12 protein-coding genes and 4 pseudogenes are annotated in these 16,563 nt (G+C 73.5%); 8 read left to right on the top strand and 8 right to left on the bottom strand.

Going from position 1 to position 16,563, the window contains the following annotated elements; genetic code table 11:
- Nucleotides 1-181 precede the first annotated feature (181 nt).
- The 3 genes and pseudogenes from ACZ4XX_RS17235 to ACZ4XX_RS17225 form a co-directional block, all read left to right on the top strand.
- Nucleotides 182-450: pseudogene (locus ACZ4XX_RS17235) on the top strand (methionine--tRNA ligase); the annotation flags it as partial.
- 101 nt (nucleotides 451-551) lie between these two features.
- Nucleotides 552-1,790, top strand: a complete 1,239-nt coding sequence (locus ACZ4XX_RS17230) for a hypothetical protein (RefSeq protein WP_468508724.1) — start codon at nucleotides 552-554, stop codon at nucleotides 1,788-1,790.
- Between the two features lie 167 nt (nucleotides 1,791-1,957).
- Nucleotides 1,958-2,743 carry a bestrophin-like domain gene (locus tag ACZ4XX_RS17225; protein ID WP_468508723.1) on the top strand — a complete coding sequence of 262 codons (786 nt, stop codon included), beginning with the start codon at nucleotides 1,958-1,960 and terminating at the stop codon, nucleotides 2,741-2,743.
- Here ACZ4XX_RS17225 and ACZ4XX_RS17220 read toward each other — a convergent pair.
- Nucleotides 2,734-3,876 carry an ABC transporter substrate-binding protein gene (locus tag ACZ4XX_RS17220; RefSeq protein ID WP_468508722.1) on the bottom strand — a complete coding sequence of 381 codons (1,143 nt, stop codon included), beginning with the start codon at nucleotides 3,874-3,876 and terminating at the stop codon, nucleotides 2,734-2,736. The two genes, ACZ4XX_RS17225 and ACZ4XX_RS17220, sit on opposite strands and share 10 nt — an antisense overlap.
- Before the next feature lie 157 nt (nucleotides 3,877-4,033).
- Nucleotides 4,034-5,623 carry a carboxylesterase/lipase family protein gene (locus ACZ4XX_RS17215; RefSeq protein ID WP_468508721.1) on the bottom strand — a complete coding sequence of 530 codons (1,590 nt, stop codon included), beginning with the start codon at nucleotides 5,621-5,623 and terminating at the stop codon, nucleotides 4,034-4,036.
- 162 nt (nucleotides 5,624-5,785) lie between these two features.
- Between ACZ4XX_RS17215 and ACZ4XX_RS17210 the strand changes: the two genes are divergently transcribed.
- Complete coding sequence (locus ACZ4XX_RS17210) at nucleotides 5,786-6,121, top strand: YnfA family protein (RefSeq protein WP_468508720.1); 336 nt, start codon at nucleotides 5,786-5,788, stop codon at nucleotides 6,119-6,121.
- Between the two features lie 204 nt (nucleotides 6,122-6,325).
- On the opposite strand, the gene ACZ4XX_RS17205 is transcribed toward ACZ4XX_RS17210, so the two are convergent.
- The gene (locus ACZ4XX_RS17205) at nucleotides 6,326-7,102 is read right to left on the bottom strand and encodes a class I SAM-dependent methyltransferase (protein ID WP_468508719.1); all 777 of its coding nucleotides are present in this window, start codon (nucleotides 7,100-7,102) and stop codon (nucleotides 6,326-6,328) included.
- Between the two features lie 812 nt (nucleotides 7,103-7,914).
- On the opposite strand from ACZ4XX_RS17205, the pseudogene ACZ4XX_RS17200 reads away from it, so the two are divergent.
- A pseudogene (locus ACZ4XX_RS17200) lies at nucleotides 7,915-8,118 on the top strand (TOBE domain-containing protein); the annotation flags it as partial.
- Between the two features lie 194 nt (nucleotides 8,119-8,312).
- Nucleotides 8,313-9,563 (top strand): molybdopterin molybdotransferase MoeA, encoded by a 1,251-nt coding sequence (locus tag ACZ4XX_RS17195; RefSeq protein ID WP_468508718.1) that lies wholly within the window; start codon nucleotides 8,313-8,315, stop codon nucleotides 9,561-9,563.
- A gap of 61 nt (nucleotides 9,564-9,624) precedes the next feature.
- Here ACZ4XX_RS17195 and ACZ4XX_RS17190 read toward each other — a convergent pair whose 3' ends face one another.
- The 5 genes and pseudogenes from ACZ4XX_RS17190 to ACZ4XX_RS17170 all read right to left on the bottom strand — a co-directional run bounded on the left by ACZ4XX_RS17190 (nucleotide 9,625) and on the right by ACZ4XX_RS17170 (nucleotide 14,202).
- Nucleotides 9,625-11,598 (bottom strand): ABC transporter permease, encoded by a 1,974-nt coding sequence (locus tag ACZ4XX_RS17190; protein ID WP_468508717.1) that lies wholly within the window; start codon nucleotides 11,596-11,598, stop codon nucleotides 9,625-9,627.
- 109 nt (nucleotides 11,599-11,707) lie between these two features.
- A complete protein-coding gene (gene modA, locus ACZ4XX_RS17185; RefSeq protein ID WP_468508716.1) occupies nucleotides 11,708-12,526 on the bottom strand; it encodes a molybdate ABC transporter substrate-binding protein in 819 nt (272 codons plus the stop codon).
- An 89-nt stretch (nucleotides 12,527-12,615) separates the two neighbouring features.
- Entirely contained in the window at nucleotides 12,616-13,005 is a 390-nt protein-coding gene (locus ACZ4XX_RS17180) for a TOBE domain-containing protein (RefSeq protein ID WP_468508715.1), read from the bottom strand.
- 127 nt (nucleotides 13,006-13,132) lie between these two features.
- Nucleotides 13,133-13,638, bottom strand: a pseudogene (locus tag ACZ4XX_RS17175) (molybdopterin cofactor-binding domain-containing protein); the annotation flags it as partial.
- A gap of 164 nt (nucleotides 13,639-13,802) precedes the next feature.
- Nucleotides 13,803-14,202 (bottom strand): annotated as a pseudogene (locus tag ACZ4XX_RS17170) (TOBE domain-containing protein).
- Nucleotides 14,203-14,365: 163 nt separating this feature from the next.
- Here ACZ4XX_RS17170 and ACZ4XX_RS17165 point away from each other — a divergent pair.
- Nucleotides 14,366-15,019: a hypothetical protein gene (locus ACZ4XX_RS17165; protein WP_468508714.1), complete on the top strand. Its 654-nt coding sequence runs from the start codon at nucleotides 14,366-14,368 to the stop codon at nucleotides 15,017-15,019.
- Between the two features lie 97 nt (nucleotides 15,020-15,116).
- Nucleotides 15,117-16,379, top strand: a complete 1,263-nt coding sequence (locus ACZ4XX_RS17160; protein WP_468508713.1) for a DUF6357 family protein — start codon at nucleotides 15,117-15,119, stop codon at nucleotides 16,377-16,379.
- The last annotated feature ends 184 nt before the right edge of the window (nucleotides 16,380-16,563 follow it).

The following is a 16,563-nucleotide window of genomic DNA, read 5'->3' as shown; positions in this document are numbered from 1 at the left end:
GACTGTGGGCACCCCCACCCCCGTCTCCACCCGCGGGCGCCCCCCCCCCCCCCCCCCCCTCCCCCCTCCCCCCCCCCCCCCCCCCCCCCCCCCCCCCCCCGGCCCCCGTCCCCGGGACCGTCCGCCCCGCCTCGGCGGAGCCACGGAAACGCGCGCGCGGTGGAGGGCGGGCGGCTCCGCCCCGAGGGGGGCCGCGCTGACCCTGCGCACGGCGATGAACCCCATCCACCTGTACGCGGTGGTCTCCGAGCCCTTCGTCCCGGCCACGGCCGCCGCCATGCGCGGCTCCTTCGCCCTCGCCGACGACACCGCGACCCGGGTCGGGCCGACCGGGCCGGATCCCTGGACACCGTCCCGGCGGGCGCCCCCTTCACCGTCCCGCCGGTCCTCTTCGCCAAGATCACCGACGAGGACATGGAGTCCTGGCGCAACCGCTTCGGGGGCGCCTGACCGGAGCCGCCCGCCCCGGGCGGAGGGAACTCTCGAACAGGCCCGAATTCTCCCGGGGATTCCGCCCCGACGACGGGTCCTCGCCTGGCACGCTTGCCGACGTGAGCTACGTCGTAACAGTGGAAACGTGCCTGCCCGACGGTGCCGACGAGTTGGACGCGCTGCAGCAGATCGGCGCGTCCGCACTCCTGGAGCACGGCTTCGACGCGGTGGAGGGGATCGAGGGGCCCGGCGGGGTCGAGGTCGACGTCCTCGAGACGATCGTCGCCGTCCACCCGCGCGGGTCGATCGTCAAGGTGTTCGTCCACGCCCCCTCCCTGGAGACCGCGGAGAACGCCGTCGGCTCCGTCGCCGCCGAGGTCCTCGAACGTTCCGAGCTCCTCGCCGACTGGGTGGTCGAGAGCAGCGAGGTCAAACTCCACATCGACCTGACACGGGAGAGCCTGGCTGCCGCCGACGGGCCGGACGCGCCGCCCAGCGACCTCCGGGCCCGTCGCGCCCGCCACGCGGCGGGGGCCGGCCCCGTCGACGTCACGGACCCCGCCCACCCCCTCGACGGTGCCGACGACGGCAGCGGGGACGACGAGGACCGGGCCGACCTGGAGGCCCAGATCCGCGCCCTGGCCCCGCGCCTGGTCTCCCTCGGTCGTCTCCTCTCCGGCGGCACCGACCCCGATGAACAGCAGGAGCCGGCGGAGCAGGCCTCCGAGGCCGCCGAACTGGCCGCCGGCGCCCTGGTCTACGCCTCGGAGGTCCTCATCGACGAGCTGTACGACGACGTCCAGACCCTCGCCGAGGAGGAGACCAACGTCGCCGAGTGCCGGGCCGAACTGTGGCTCCTCACCGAGCTCCCGCCCCGCTACGCCCTCGCGTACGACGAACTCTTCGCGCGCCGCCTCCTCGTGACCGCGATAGCCCTGACCACCCGGTTCACCGACGGGAGCTTCCGTGCGCTCGGCTGCCTCGCGGAGGAGCTCGTACTGAAACTGCTCCTGCAGCAGGCGCACTCCACGCTCGACCTGTACGGGCTCCTCTCCGACGAGGTCACGGAAGCCCTGGAGCGCTTCGCCGACGAGGTCTACGAGGACATGGACTTCGAGTGGCTCTACGGCGACGCGCGGGACGGCGTGGACCAGGACGGCCCCGGCGGCATCGACGAGGACGGCCCCGAGGACGTCGACGAGGACAGCGTCCAGGACGACGACGAGTACCCCGCCCTCGCCGGCACGGGCGACACCCCGCCGGCGATCGGCATGTGGTTCACCCCGTTCGACGACGAGCGCTACGTGCACCCGTACGCCGTCGACGAGGAGGCGGGCGGCGGGAGCACCCAGGACTGACCCGCCCCGGCGGGACGGCCCCGGCCCGCTCACTCGATGGTGTGAACCCCGGGTGCGGACGTCCGAGGCGCGCACGCGTACAGGCGCGCGCTCCGGCGGTCGCGGCGGAGAACGGGCGCTCCGCGCGCGCCGGGCGACGGGTGGCCGGATCCCTAGACTCCCCGCACATGTCGCTCTGGCTGCTCAATCAATTCAGCACCTTCACCCTGGCCGTGGTCACCGTCGGCGGAACCGTCCTCGTGGCGGTGGCCGGCAGCGTGCTGCTGCGCCGCAGGCACCCCTCGCTGTCCGACGGCGAGCACAACGACATGGTCGGGGTGACCCTGGGGATGTTCGGTGCGATCTACGGGATCATCCTCGCCTTCGTCATCGTGACCCTCTGGACGCAGCTGGACAGCACGCAGACCATCGTGGCCTCCGAGGCCACCGACGTCGCCCTCATCGCCCGCGACGCCGCCGCCTTCCCGCCCCCGGTCCGCGCCCGCGTCGACGAGGCACTCAGCGACTACGTCCACTCCGTCGTCGAGGTCCAGTGGCCCCGGATGCGGGAAGGGCAGCCCAGTTTCGGGGCCACCGCCGAGAAGCTCCAGGTCGTCTACGACGTCCTCCAGGAGTACGACCCGAAGACCCCGCGCGAGGAGGTCTTCTACGCGGAGGCCGTCAGCCACCTCAACGGCGTGGCCTCGCAGCGCCGGGCCCGCCTGACCATGGCCGAACAGGATCTGCCCCCGCTCCTCCAGGTCCTCGCCTTCGGCGGCGCCTTCGTCCTGATCCCGCTCACCTTCCTGTACGGCATGCGCAAGCTGCGGATCCAGCTCCTCTTCGTCGCCTCCGTCGCCGCCCTGATCGGCTTCAGCCTGCTCCTCGTCTTCGTCCTGGACCGCCCCTTCGCCGGCGAACTCAGCGTGAGCCCGGCTCCGTACAAGGAAGGGGCCCTGGAGCGCTACTGGTAGGAGGTCGGGGCCGGTCCCGTGTGAAGGACGCGGAAACGTTCGGGCGCCGCCGGGTCACGGTCGACGACCTGGACGGGCGGCCACGCCCACTGCCACACGCCGATGCCCGGCGTGCGGGAGAACCGGATCCGCCCCCGGGTGCCCTCGACGTCGACGTCCGGCCAGGATGCGGCGATGCCCGCCCGGTCCGTGCCGTGGGAGCGCAGCAGGCCGGCGAGGACGGTGACGGTGTCGTAGCCCTCGAAGGCGACGAAGGAGGGCGCTTCGCCCAGCCGTTCGCGCAGAGCCGTCCCGACGCGGTCGCCGAGCGGGCCGAGTTGCCCGGGCAGGTAGCGCAGGAACGGGATCGCGGCGCCGTCGTCGGCGAGCGTCGTCGCCCACGTGGCGAACTCCGGCTGCCCGGCCGGAGCGCCGATCAGGACGTCGGCGAGACGCCGGTCGCGGCGGACGGCCCGGACGAGCGGCACGGCCGGCTCCGGATGGCCCACCAGCAGGAGGAGGGCGGTGGCACGCCGCTCGACGAGGGCGTCGCACACCGCCGTGGGCGTGAGCCCGTCCATGTCGAGCGGGACGACGGTGCCGCCGTGCGGAGCGAGGTGCTCCCGCAGAATGCGGGTCCCGGACGCCCAGTAGACGCTCGGCTGAGCGGCGACGGCGATACGGCGGTGACCCGCGGCGAGGAGGAAGTCCGCGTAGATCCGCCAGCCGTGGGACTGCGCGGGGGCGAGGCGCGCCACCCGGTCCGTCGGCTCGTCGGTGAGCGCGTCGAGGACGGCCGACGAGCAGAGGTACGGCAGACCGAGGGCGTCGGCCGCGGCGGCAGCGGCGCGGGCGACGACGCTGTGGTACTCACCGGCCAGGGCGGCCACACCGAGCCCGGCCAGTTCCTCCACGGCTGCCGCGGCCCGTCGAGGATCGGCCGCGGTGTCCCGGACCACCAGTTCGAGCGGCCTTCCGCCGGTCGCGCCGGCCCCACCGGCGTCGTTGACGTGCTGAACGGCCAGCTCCAGGCCGGCGAGCAGGTGCCGGCCGGCCTCGGTCCAGCCGGGCGGAGTCAGCGGCACGAGCGCGCCGATCCTGACCGGCGATCCGTCGGTCCGCGCTGCTCGGGGCGTCGAGAGGGGCGTACTCATGCGGTGGCGTCTCCCGTGTGACGAGGCGGTCTCAGGGTGCCCGGACCGCGGAGTGCCACGGTGAGGCGGTCCGCGCCCGTCTTCTCCCGCCGGGGCGGGCGCACCTGGGCGATCATGCCGGTCATTGCACCCACCACCGCGGCCCACGGGCAAGCGATCATGCGACCACCGACAGGACGGGGAACGGGTGGTCCTGCCAGATCAGACGGGACGCCTCCTCCGGGTAGGCGACGACGGCGGGCCGGGAGTCGAAGACCTGCACGAGCCGCTGCCCGCTGTCGTAGGCGGGCCAGCCAGGGTCGCCGTGGGCGGCGAAGGACGTCCACGCGGCGCGCATCCGGGCGGACAGGGCCTCCGCCTCCGCGGACGGCTCCTCGCCGATCAGCACGGCGGGCTGCCCACGGTCCAGATTGCCGAAGACGAGGGGTACGTCGAGGCCGTGGCAGGCGCCGAAGGCGCCGCCCATGCCGGGGGCCTCCCACGTCAGCTCGTACACATGGGCGCGGCCGCCGGCGCCCGCCCGGGCCTCGGCGAGACGGAGCGACGGCATGCGGAAGAGCCAGTCGGAGTGGACCAGTTCGTACAGCGCGTCCGGGTCCGCCGTCGGAAAGGCGTCGCGATACCGGCGCGCGCCGTCCGGGCCCGGAGCGAGGAAGCGGAGGGCGGCCGCCGCCTGCTCCTCGCTCACCTCTCCGAGCAGGCCGGTGACCGCGGTGAACAGGCGCTGCTCGTCGCGGGTGTGGCCGACGAGGAGCTCGACGTCACGGCCGGCGCCTTCGGAGAGGGCCTGCCACGGCGTGGTGGGCAGGATGTCGCCGTCGACGACCGGCGAGAAGGGGATCGTCCGGTACGCGGGCCGGCCCCAGCGGTCCGCCCGCTCGTCCATCCTGGCGCCGAGCGCGTCGCCCGCCACCGGCAGTTCGTGCGGGGGGACGTCGGACAGGTCGGTGACCGTGGGCCGCAGCCCCAGTTCGGCGGCGCAGGCCGTGGCGATGTCCGAGGCGAGCTCGGGGGAGAAGTACGTGCCCTGCACGCTCTGCGCGACGGCCCGGCGGAAGAGCTCGGCCGCCCGGTCCATCGCGAGCAGGGCGGCGACGGACCCCCCGCCCGCCGACTGGCCGAAGACCGTGACCCGCCCGGGGTCGCCGCCGAAGGCCCGGATGGTGTCGCGCACCCATTCCAGGGCGGCGACCTGGTCGAGCAGACCCCGGTTGGGCGGAGCCCCCTCGATCTGCCCGAAGCCCTCCATGCCGACGCGGTAGTTGAAGGTCACCACGACCACGCCGCCGTCCCGGGCGAGGCGGCCGCCGTCGTACTCGGGGAGGCCGGACATCCCGAAGACGTACGCACCGCCCTGGATCCAGACCATGACCGGCAGCCCGGCGCCGGGGGTCGGCTCGGGCGACCAGACGTTGACCGTCAGCCAGTCGTCGCCCGGCGTCTCCCGGGACTGGGCGTCCATGCCGAAGTGCCCGCCCTGCGGGGGCGGAGGCCCGTACGCGACGGCCTCGCGCACCCCGGTCCAGCCGCGAGCGGGCCGGGGCGCGGCGAAGCGCAGCGCGCCGACCGGGGGCTCGGCGAACGGGATGCCCCGGAAGACCGCGACACCCGCCTCATGCGTACCGCGGACCACACCGGCGGCGGAGCGGACCTCGGGCGGGGAACCGGACAGCTGGGGCGACTGGGAGGTGTGGGGTGCCCGGGTCGGCCGGGAGGGCTCGGGGGGTTCGGGCGGGGTGACGGCCATCGCGACTTCTCCCGGACGGGTGAGCGGGCTCGTGACGAGCGCGGACCCTTCGAATGATCCGCCGGGTCCGGACGGCACGCCAGCCGTTTACGGACGGCTCGGGTGCGGGCGGGAGACTCCGCGTGAACGTCACGGGCAGGGCCGCCGGTAGGCTCACCGACCGTGACCGTCGCTCGTTCCCTCGCCCTGTTCGTCGTGGCCGCCCTCTTCGAGATCGGCGGCGCCTGGCTCGTCTGGCAGGGCATCCGCGAGCACAGGGGCTGGGTCTGGATCGGCGCCGGGGTCATCGCCCTCGGCCTGTACGGGGTGGTGGCCACGCTCCAGTCCGACGACGACTTCGGCCGCGTCCTCGCCGCGTACGGCGGGATCTTCGTCGCCGGGTCGATCGCCTGGGGCACGGTCGCCGACGGCTACCGCCCCGACCGCTACGACGTCATCGGCGCGCTGGTCTGCCTCGCCGGCATGGCCGTCATCATGTACGCGCCGCGCGGCAACTGAGCGCGCTCGTGCTCCCCGGGCTCGGGTGACGGGTACGGGGGCCGCACGAAGGGCGCGGGCTCGGGCAGCCGCGTCAGGGATCCGACGGGGATCCCGCTCCCCGCGTCAGGGGACCGTCAGCACCACCGTCACACGGATCCGGCCGGGTCTTCCCTGGTACCCGACGCGCCGCGAACAGGTCCTGGCCGGTTCGTGCCGCAGGGTTCAGGGCGTGGCGCGGACGATGACGAGTGAGCCCTCGTACGTCGGTCGTGTGCGCAGCTCACCGAAGCGCTCGTCCCAGGTGCCGGTCGTCAGATCGTGGCGCAGGGTGCGGTCGAAGCGCTCGCGGACGCCGTCGTCGACGAAGCTCCAGGCGGAGCAGGCCTGACGGGCCGCCGGATCGAGGAGCAGCTCGGGGCGGCCGTAGTACGCCTCGTTGAAGCCGTCGGTGCAGTCGAGGGGGATCGGGACGGCGTCCACCGTGCAGGTCCCGCCCAGCGCGGCCGCGATGTCGTCGACGGGAGGGTAGCGGCGGGCTTCCGTGTCGAGGACCTCGGGTGCGTAGTCGTGCAGCCAGAAGTCCCGTACCGACGCGGGGGCGCAGGTGAGGACCACGACGGGGCCGCGGGTCACCCGGCGTGCTTCCCGGAGGCCGGCGGTCACGTCGCTCCACTGGTGCACGCTGAACAGCGTCATCGCGGCGTCGAACTCCCCGTCCGCGAACGGCAGGTCCTCGGCGACCGCGTCGACGGCCCGGGTGAGGCGGGTCGGCCGCAGGGCACGCATGGACGCGGACGGCTCGACGGCCGTCACGTCGTCGGCGACGTTCTCGTACGATCCGGCGCCCGCACCGACGTTGAGCACGTTGCGGGCCCCTCCCAGGGCCTCGGCGACGAACCTGGCGACGCGTTCGTCCGGCCTGCGGTAGGCCGACGTGCCGGGTCCGGTCGTGCCCTGGTCGACATCGTCGGCGCCGCCGTGGAACGTACGTGCCTTCATGTGTGCCATACCTCGCCTCGTGAGCAGGAGCAGCGGGGCGGGGAGGAGCGTGGGCGTCCGTGTCGTCGCCCGGCCGCCGGCGCTCCGCCAGCCGCTCGCCCCATCCTGCATCTGCTGGCCTGATCGCACAATGAATCCGCGAATGCTTGGGTGATCGCCCGTATCGCCATGCAAATGTGATGTGGATGATTGGAGGTACAGACAGGCTCGACGGCCGCAGCGGCGGCGGGGCCGGTCCCGGTCACCCGCCGGTCCCGATCGCCCGCCGGCGTCGGTCACCCACCGGTCCCGATCGCCCGCCGGCGCCGATCGTTTCACTCGCGGTCGAGGGGGCGCCCCAGGCGCCGGATCGCAGGCGGAACGCCTGTCCAGGGTTCCTGCGCGCCGAACACCGCGAACAGCGCGCAGGACCCTCCTGGCCCGGTGTTCCCGGCGGCGGGAGCCACTCCGTCGCCGGGGCCGGTGCGAGCAGTGAACCAGTCGTCACCCTGGTGTGACGACTGGATGCAGGCACGGAAACAGGCCCCGATGGTCGAAGCTCGGACGGCGGATCATCCAAGAGTGGATCATGCCTCTGCAGATCACATCTGCAAGGTGAGGGTGGGATCCGGTCTCGCTGATGCGGCGACGTGATGCTCCGGGCCGGAAGAGGGCCCGCCGCGGCCCCGCGAGGGAATGTGGCGGCGCGTGATGCCCGTACCCGCGCGCACCGGGAAGTCGCCGGACGGAATTTCTCTTCCGGTACGGTCGGCCGTGACGCAGGTCACAGAAGTGACGACTGTTCCGTTCCAGCTTTGCGAGGCGTGTTCTCCATGACCCTGTCCATTCGGAACCAGCTCCCCGGCACCGTCACGTCCGTCACCGCCGGTGAGGCGATGGCGTCGGTGAAGGTGCGCCTGGCCGGTGGTCAGGACGTCACCGCCGCGATCACGGCCGACGCCGTCAAGGACCTGGGCCTGGCCGAGGGCTCGGCGGTCAAGGCGCTCGTGAAGTCGACCGAGGTCGCCCTCGCCTCGGCCTGACCCGGCGCCTTGCGGCCTGGCCCGATGGCCGGCGCCCGATGACCGGCGCCCCATGACCGAGGGGCGGTGCACCGCCCCTGGTGCGTCCGCGGCTCACACGCGCCCCGCGCCGGGGGGTGAACCGATCGGTGCGCGAGGGACATCCGGCCCGCGGCGACCGGAAACACCGGGCGCCGACAGTCGGACGCATGCTGCACGCCACTCGTACGGCCCCGGTGGCCGCGCCCGCCCTGCCCGTTCCGCCTCCGGTCCCCACGGCGTCACCGGCAACGGACCCGCCCCGCGCGGTGTCGTGGGAGGAGGCCCGGACCAGGGCGCACGGCGCCGCGCGCCCCTCGGCCGGCCGGTCGGTGCCGCTGCGGGAGGCCGTCGGACGGACACTCGCCGAGGACCTGCGCACCCGCCACCCCCTCCCGGCCTTCGACACGGCGGCCATGGACGGATTCGCCGTCACCGGCGGACCGGGACCCTGGACCGTCCGCGGGGCCGCCCGGGCGGGAGCGCCGTGGCCGGGTGAACTCGGGCCGGGCGACTGCGTGGAGATCTCCACCGGCGCGTGCGTCCCGCCGGGGGCGCACGCCGTGCTGCCCCTGGAACGCGCGTCGCTCTCCGGCCTCCGCGTCACGGGAGACCTGCCGCCCTCGGGCCGCCACATCCGGAGGGCCGGCGAGGACGCCGGAACGGGGGAGTGTCTGGCCCCCGCCGGAACCCCGGTCGGTCCGGCGCTGATCGGGCTGGCCGCGACCTCCGGTCACGACGCACTCGTCGTGCGACCCCGGCCGAGGGTCGGCATCCTCGTCACGGGCGACGAACTGGATCACGAGGGCGTCCCCTCGGCAGGGCGCGTACGGGATGCGCTCGGGCCGCTGCTCCCCGGCCTGATCGACCGACTCGGCGGTGAGACGGCCGCGTTGCGGCACGTACCGGATCGTCCCGCCGATCTTGTGGCCGAGGCGTCGGAGGGCCTCGGCGACGTGGACGTCGTCGTGGTCACCGGTTCCACGTCGGTCGGAGTCACCGACCTACTGCGGCGGTCGCTCGCCGACAGCGGAGCCCGCATGGTCGTCGACACGGTCGCCTGCCGGCCCGGGCACCCCATGCTGCTCGCCGAACTCCCCACCACCGGCTGGGTGGTGGGCCTGCCCGGCAATCCGTACGCGGCCCTCGTCGCCGCCCGGACCGTCCTCGGCCCGCTCCTCGCGGGCCTGTCGGGGCGCACGCTCGGACGGCTTCCCCGCATGCCCGTACGGGGGCCGGTGCGGGTCGCACCCGGACTGACCCGCGTCGTGCCCGTGTCGTGGGCCGGCGGTCACGCCGGGATCGTCGAAGGCCATGGTGCGGCCTTCCTGCGCGGAGCCGCCGTGGGCGACGCGCTGGCCGTGATCGGTCCGGGGTGGACCGACGGGGACCTCGCGCCGCTGCTGCTCCCGGGAGCGTAGAGAAGCACCGGGACGACACCGGGACGACACCGGGACCGGACGGCCGTCGGTACGGCGCCCGTCACAGCGGGACGATCGTCGCCTCCGTGGCCTTGACGCTCGTCCAGACGGACACCCCGTCGGCGAGGCCGAGTTCGGCGGCCGACTGCGGTGTGATCTCGGCGACGAGGTCGGGGGCCCGGTCGGAGGTGATCAGGATTCTGAGCCGGCTGCCGCTCGCCGTGATCTCGCGCACGGTGCCGGGCCAGACGTTACGGGGGCTGCCCGCGGGCCGCTCACGGTGGACGGCCACCGCCTCGGGCGCGACGATCGCGAGCGCGGGGGTCCCGGGCGGCGGCGGGTCGGTCGCGACCAGGGTGCCGCCGCCCTCCAGCGCGAGGCCCTCCGGGGTCGCCGTGCCCGGCCAGGCGTTGCGGCCGAGCATGCGGGCGACCCAGGGGGAGCGGGGGTGCCGGGTGACCTCGACGGGCGCCGCGTCCTGGAGGGCCCGGCCGTCGTCGAGGACGAGGACGCGGTCGGCGAGGGAGACCGCTTCGACCGGGTCGTGGGTGACGATCAGGCAGACGCCGCCGAAGCCGGTCAGGTGGGTGCGCAGGGTGTGGCGCACATGGGCGCGGGTGGTCTGGTCGAGCGCGGCGAGCGGTTCGTCGAGGACGAGCAGCCGGGGCCGGGCGGCCAGCGCCCTGGCCAGGGCGACGCGCTGGGCCTGCCCGCCGGAGAGCTGGGTCGGCCGGCGGTGGGCCAGCGGGCCGACTCCGAGCCGGTCGAGCCAGATCCGGGCCTCGCGCCGGGCCTCGGCGCGCGCGACGCCCTGGGCGCGGAGTCCGTACGCCGTGTTGGCGAGGGCGCTCATGTGCGGGAACAGCGCGCCGTCCTGGGGGACCCAGGCGACATGCCGTCGGTGCGGGGGCAGCGCGGTGACGTCCTCGTCGCCGAGCCGCAGCTCGGCGTGGGCGCGGGGGGTGAGGCCGAGGAGGGCGCGGAGCAGCGTGGTCTTGCCGGCGCCGTTGGGGCCGACGACGGCGATGGTGGTGCCGGGTTCGGCGTCCAGGGTGAGCCGGGTGAAGCCGGTGACCTCGGCGTGCAGCGCCCAGCGCTCGGTGTCCGTGCGGTCGGTCTCCCCGCCTTCGGCCCCCTTCGTGGCGACGGGCGCGGCGGACGCGGCCGGAACCGGCACCGCCACCGGGTCCTCGCCCCCGGCCTCCGGGGCGGGCCGGGGCCGGCGGTCCGAGGGCGTCCCCGTCCAGCGGCCGCGCAGGGCGATCAGTACGCCCATGGCGATGGCGAGCAGCAGGAGCGAGACGGAGGTGGCGGCCTCGGGCTCGTCCTGGAGCAGGAGGTAGACCTGGAGCGGCAGCGTCTGGGTCGTTCCCGGCAGGTTCCCCGCGAAGGTGATCGTGGCGCCGAACTCGCCCAGCGCCCGCGCCCAGGTGAGGGCCGCGCCCGCGATCAGTCCGGGCGCGACCATCGGCAGCGTGACGGTGAAGAAGACCCGTACCGGCGAGGCGCCGAGCGAGGCCGCCGTCTCCTCGTACCGGGGCCGCAGCCCGCCGAGCGCGCCCTCCAGGCTGATCACGAGGAACGGCATCGCGACGAACGTGGCCGCGATCACGGCCCCCGACGTGTGGAACGGGAAGACGACGCCGAAGGTGCTCTCGAGCCAGGGGCCGAGCAGCCCGCGCCGGCCGAAGGCGAGCAGCAGTGCCACACCGCCGACCGTCGGCGGCAGCACCATCGGCAGCAGGACGAGGGAGCGGACGAGGGCCTTGCCGGGGAACGGCACGCGGGCCAGCAGCCATGCGAGCGGCACACCGAGCAGCAGGGAGAGCCCCAGCGCCCAGAACGACACGACGAGGGAGAGCCGCAGCGCCTCGACCGTGCCCGGCGAGCGCAGGTGGTCGGCGAGTTCGCGCCACTCGGTCCGGACGAGGATGCCGAGCAGCGGCAGGGTCAGGAACGCCACGGCCAGCAGCGCGGGCAGCGCGAGCGTCAGGGGCGGCCGGGTGCCGGCCGCGCGTACGCCTGCTCGTTTCATCGATGACCCCGAAGACATGAGGAGGAGGGCTGCCCGTTCCCCCGGGGCGGGCAGCTCTCACGATCTGGTGATCCCGGCCGCGACGGCCCGGATCCGGTGATCCCGGCCGTTACGGCTTCTGGAAGCCGGCGTCCTGGAGGATCTTCTGGCCTTCGGGCGAGGAAAGCCAGGCGACGAACGCGGCGGCGGCCTCGGCGTTCTCGGAGTCCTTGATCGTGGCGGCCGGGTACTTCGCGATGGCGTTCTGGTCGTCGGGGATCTCGACGGCGTCGACCTTGTCCGCGCCGCTCGCGGCGTCCGTCTTGTAGACGAGGCCGGCGTCGGCCTCGCCGAGCTCGACCTTGCTGAGGACGGCGCGCACGTTGGGCTCCTGGGAGACCGGCTTCACCGTGACCTTCCGGGCGTCCAGGATCTGCCTGCTGTACTTGCCAGCCGGGACCTCGGGGGCGGCGAGGACGACCTTGAGCTTGGTGTCGGCCAGGTCCTTCAGGTCGTCGACCTTGAACGGGTTGCCCTCGCCGGTGGCGATGACGAGCCGGTTCTTCGCGATGATCGAGGGGGTGCCGGTGTCGGCCTCCACCTTGTCCATGCTCTTGGTGTCGGCGGTGACCAGGACGTCGGCGGGCGAGCCCTGCGAGACCTGCGCGACGAGCTCCTGCGAGCCGGCGAAGGAGAAGGTGAGCTTCGTGCCCGGGTGGGACTTCTCGTACGCCGCGCCGGCGGTCTTGAAGGCGTCCGTGAGCGAGGCGGCGGCGAGGACGGTCAGGTTCGCCGCGGGCGCGCCGCTCGCGGAGGCCGAGCCGGAGGGGCCGGCGGCGTCCGCCTTCGTGTCGTCGCTGTCGCCGCAGGCCGCGAGCGGCACCAGCAGGGCGGCGGTGAACACGGCGGCGGCGGTACGACGTCTGGTGGGGGTGAGCGTGAGGGACATGAGGGTCTGGACTCCTTGACGGGAACGGAAGGTGCGGTGGGAGGCGGCCGCGCCGACGGCGGAGATGCTCGGTTCTGCGTGAGGGGTGGTCAGGTGCGGTCGATGTGCACGCTGGTCGACTTCACGCGGGCGGTGGCCTGCATGCCGACTTCCAGTCCCAGTTCCTCCACGGCCTCACGGGTGAGGAGGGAGACGAGCCGGTGCGGACCGGCCTGGAGGGTGACCTGGGCCGCGACGTCGCCGAGCTTGATCGCCGTGACGATCCCCGGGAACGCGTTGCGTGCCGAGGTGTACGACGCGTCGTCGTCGTCGCCCTGCGCGATCTCCACGGAGAACTCCGCGAGGGACTTCCCGTCGATGACGCGCCGACCGCTCTCGTCGCGGTGGGTCGCGACCCTGCCCGCGTCCGCCCAGCGCCTGGCCGTGTCCGGGCTGACGCCCAGCAGCCGAGCGGCCTGCCCGATCGTGTAGGACTGCATATGCGACACGGTAGGCCGTGCTCGATCTCATCTGCAACAACGTCGTGGGACTCTCCATTGCGGATGAGAGGTGCCTTGGAGGAAGTGACGACCGTCGCCATCGGTGTCACCGGGTGATACGGGGATCTCAGACCCCGGACTTCGCCCGGCGGTCGAGGGCGAGCCAGACGCGGTCGCGGGTCACTCGCGGGTCACCGGCAGCTCGGTGAAGCGGATGCCCGTGGCGTCCCGCAGGACGTCGGCGAACGCGGGGCCGACCGGATTGAACGGGCTCTCGCTCATGGACTTCGCCCCGAGCGGGCCGATCGCGTCGGAGGTCTCCGTGAAGTGGACCTCGGTAGGGGGGACGTCCGCGTACTGCGGAAGCCGGTACCGGCGGAACGCGGCCGTGGTGACCTCGCCGCGCTCGTCGAGCCGCACGGTCTCGAAGAGGGTCGCGCCCAGTGCCTGGGCGACTCCGCCCTCCACCTGGCCGCGGCACTGCATCGGGTTCATGACCTTGCCGGCGTCGGCGGCGTGCACGCTGCGCAGGATGCGGATCTCGCCGGAGCCGGGATCGACCGCGACGCGGAACCACTGGGCGTTGAAGGCCACCGAGCGCGGCGAGCCGCCCCAGTGCCCGTCGGCCGCCAGCTGGTGCGCAGACACTGGCCGGAGCGCGGCTCGGTGTCGAACGGGCGGCCGTTGACCCGGAACGCATCGAGACCCTCACCGGCCGGGACCTGTCCCGCCTCGACGACCGGGTGGACCTGAGCGCCGCACCCCTCTGCCGCTGACTCCGCGCCCGGCCGCGGCCGTCACGGCAGGTCGATGTGCACGCTGGTCGACTTCACGCGAGCCGTCACCGTGACTCCGACGTCGAGCCCCAGCTCCTCGACGGCCTCCCGGGTCACCAGGGACACCAGCCGGTGCGGCCCGGACTGCACCTCCACCTGGGCGGCCACGTCGTCGAACCGCACCCCGGTGACGATCCCCACGAAGGAGTTCCGCACCGAGGTCGGCACATCGTCCTCAGGGACGGCGTGCAGCCCGGCCCCGCGCTCCTGCGCGAACCGCGCCAGCCCCACCCCGTCGATCACCCGGTTGCCCGAGCCGTCACGGTCCATGCGGAGACGACCGCCGTCCGCCCCACCGGCGAACGGTCTCCGAACTCACTCCGAGCAGCCGCGCGGCCCGCCCAATGCTGTACGACGGCACACCCGCACTCTACGGGCCCCGGTCCCGAGCGACCCGCCACCGGCCGTTCCCCCCGCGCGGGCCGGCACACCACGCCGGCTGTTCGCCCGGGAGGAGCGGCAGCTTCGGTCCACCCCCGTGCGACTACGCTGGTGGAGCTGTCACACATGAACGAAGGACGCCCATGGCCCGCCCCTACCACCCCGGACCGAAGCGGTTCGTCTTCGCCGTCGGTGACGGCGACGACCACCGGATCTCCGTGAGTGACCCTCAGGAGGCCTACGTGGCGTTCTCCGCGTTCTTCCGGGGGCGGGACTCCGACACGTACACCATCAGTGACGAACCGGCGGAGCAGAGGCTGGTCCTCATGCCGGGTCAGGGCGTGATCTCCCGGATCAAGGACGCGGACCCGCCCCGGTCGGAGCATCTCCGGGTCGACAGGGCCAATCGCTACCTTCCGAGCGCGATGCTGTTCTTCGAGAACGGATACGCCGGCCTCGACCACTTCGGCCAGTGGTTCTCCGACCTCGCCGACCTCGACGCGTCACCGGAGACGCGCGGTGCCGCCCGTGCCGCCACGTTCACGACGGAGGCGGCGGCGATCGCAGAAGTCGGCCGGATCTGGGCGGATTCGGGCTACGTGGACCCGAGCGACCGGTACTACGTCTTCTTCGACTCGCGTGATGTCGACGACGACCGAGCAGAACGAGCCGAACTGCTCAGGTTGATCGCATTCCTCGGTATCGAACGGGTCGACGCTCCGGCCGGCGCCGCCGGGGGCGAAGTCTGGGTGCGCACCGACGCACGCCTCGTCGCCGAGTCTGCACGGTGGTCATGAGCAGCCGGTGCGGGGTGGGGCTGCGGCATCGCCGTGATGCCTGCCGTGGATCCGAGTCGACCGTGCAGCAGGTTCCGTTCCAGGGAGATCTGAGTCCATGAGAGACATCGTCTTCACGCGCAGGAGCGGCTGGATCCCGAGCGTGATCCGCGAGGACGGCGAGCTGAGGCTGATGCTCGGCGCCGGGGCCGACGCCAACCACGAGCCCCGCACGTTCACGTTCGCGATCGGGGAGGCCCATCGTGCGGTCATCCAGGAGGACCTGGCCAGGCACCTGCTGCTGTGGAGTGCGATCCTTCCGCTGTGCGACGCCGCCGGAACCCGGGGCCGGCTCGACGAGAACGCCGCTGTCGCACTCCTGGACCCGGTCCTCCTCTCCTCGCCCGCGGACGTCGACGCGCTCTTCCGGCGCATCCGGTGGGACAGGAGCCGACTCGTCGCCCATGGGGCCGACATCACGCTGCTGGAGAGCGGTCAGGTCTGCGCGGCGATGCGCTCGGCGACCGAGACGCCGAACGAGAAACGTGCTCAGGAGCACCACGCGAACCGCCGTCGCGCCGCGCGCGGAACGGTCCTCGGTCCGCTCGACACCGCGATTCTGAAGTACACGGGCCGGTATCTGCACGGCGCGACGGTTCCGAGGCGGATCCCCGACGCCGTCGACCCCGCGCTGCTGCCCGGGGTCATGCGGGTGATCGCCACCGCGGAGCAGGCGTGCGCGGGGATGCGGATCGGCCTCGATCCGCGGCGGGGACACCGCGCCACGGACAAGCGCGCCTGGGACCGGATGGCGGCGACGGCCGACGCCGCCGTGCGCCGCGTACACCCCGAACTCGTCGACGACGCGGTGCGTACGGTGGGCTTTCTGATCTGCTCGGAGGCTGCGGGCCGCTCCAGGAACACACCCGTGGACGACGACGCGGACGCTGCCGACGACGGTGCCGACCTCGGGGGGCGGGGGAGGAAGACGGCCCTGTCGTTCACCGACGACAAGGGCGTCGAGAAGAAGTGGCGACGGGGCGGTCCTCGCTCTGCCTCCGCGGAGTTCTGGGAGTTCGTCGCCGATCGCTCCGCCGCGGACAACGAAGTGTTCACCATCGAGGACGAGGAGATGGGCGAGGGGATCCAGCTCCACTTCTACGCGGACTCCCTCGCCCGGGTCACGACGGCGCGAGAGGGGGACGGCACGTCGGAACCGGAGTACCGGGTCGAGTACAGCCTGGTCGACGGGATCGACGGGTACCGGAAACTGGTGAGTGCCTTCGTCCGCGGCGGCTGCGCCGGACTCGAACAGCACGGTCCCTGGATGTCGGACGTCGCCGAGTTCGAGCGCGCGCGACGGCGACGCGGCGCCCCGTAGCGCCGGCGCGAAGCCCCTTGGCGCCGACGGGAAGCCCTGCCCCTCCCGCCGAGACCTCTGCCCGGCGGGTCGGGGGGGGGGGGGGGGGGGGGGGGAAGAGGGGGGGGGGGGGGGACGAGGAACAGACTGCTGTCGGGGCGGGGGAAAAACATGGAGTCTCGAGCGCGGGGGCAAACCAACACAT

Source organism: Streptomyces sp. NPDC029956 (assembly GCF_055574655.1).
The sequence above is the reverse complement of the archived record's forward strand: the minus strand, read 5'-3'. Positions and strand labels throughout refer to the sequence as shown.

Excerpts from the sequence above, each read along its gene's own strand:
- ACZ4XX_RS17180 (WP_468508715.1), bottom strand. The coding sequence starts at position 13,005 with ATGCAGTCCTACACGATCGGGCAGGCCGCTCGGCTGCTGGGCGTCAGC.
- ACZ4XX_RS17195 (WP_468508718.1), top strand. The coding sequence starts at position 8,313 with ATGCTGCACGCCACTCGTACGGCCCCGGTGGCCGCGCCCGCCCTGCCC.
- ACZ4XX_RS17165 (WP_468508714.1), top strand. The coding sequence starts at position 14,366 with ATGGCCCGCCCCTACCACCCCGGACCGAAGCGGTTCGTCTTCGCCGTC.
- ACZ4XX_RS17220 (WP_468508722.1), bottom strand. The coding sequence starts at position 3,876 with ATGAGTACGCCCCTCTCGACGCCCCGAGCAGCGCGGACCGACGGATCG.
- ACZ4XX_RS17205 (WP_468508719.1), bottom strand. The coding sequence starts at position 7,102 with ATGAAGGCACGTACGTTCCACGGCGGCGCCGACGATGTCGACCAGGGC.
- ACZ4XX_RS17190 (WP_468508717.1), bottom strand. The coding sequence starts at position 11,598 with ATGAAACGAGCAGGCGTACGCGCGGCCGGCACCCGGCCGCCCCTGACG.
- ACZ4XX_RS17215 (WP_468508721.1), bottom strand. The coding sequence starts at position 5,623 with ATGGCCGTCACCCCGCCCGAACCCCCCGAGCCCTCCCGGCCGACCCGG.
- ACZ4XX_RS17160 (WP_468508713.1), top strand. The coding sequence starts at position 15,117 with ATGAGAGACATCGTCTTCACGCGCAGGAGCGGCTGGATCCCGAGCGTG.
- modA (WP_468508716.1), bottom strand. The coding sequence starts at position 12,526 with ATGTCCCTCACGCTCACCCCCACCAGACGTCGTACCGCCGCCGCCGTG.
- ACZ4XX_RS17225 (WP_468508723.1), top strand. The coding sequence starts at position 1,958 with ATGTCGCTCTGGCTGCTCAATCAATTCAGCACCTTCACCCTGGCCGTG.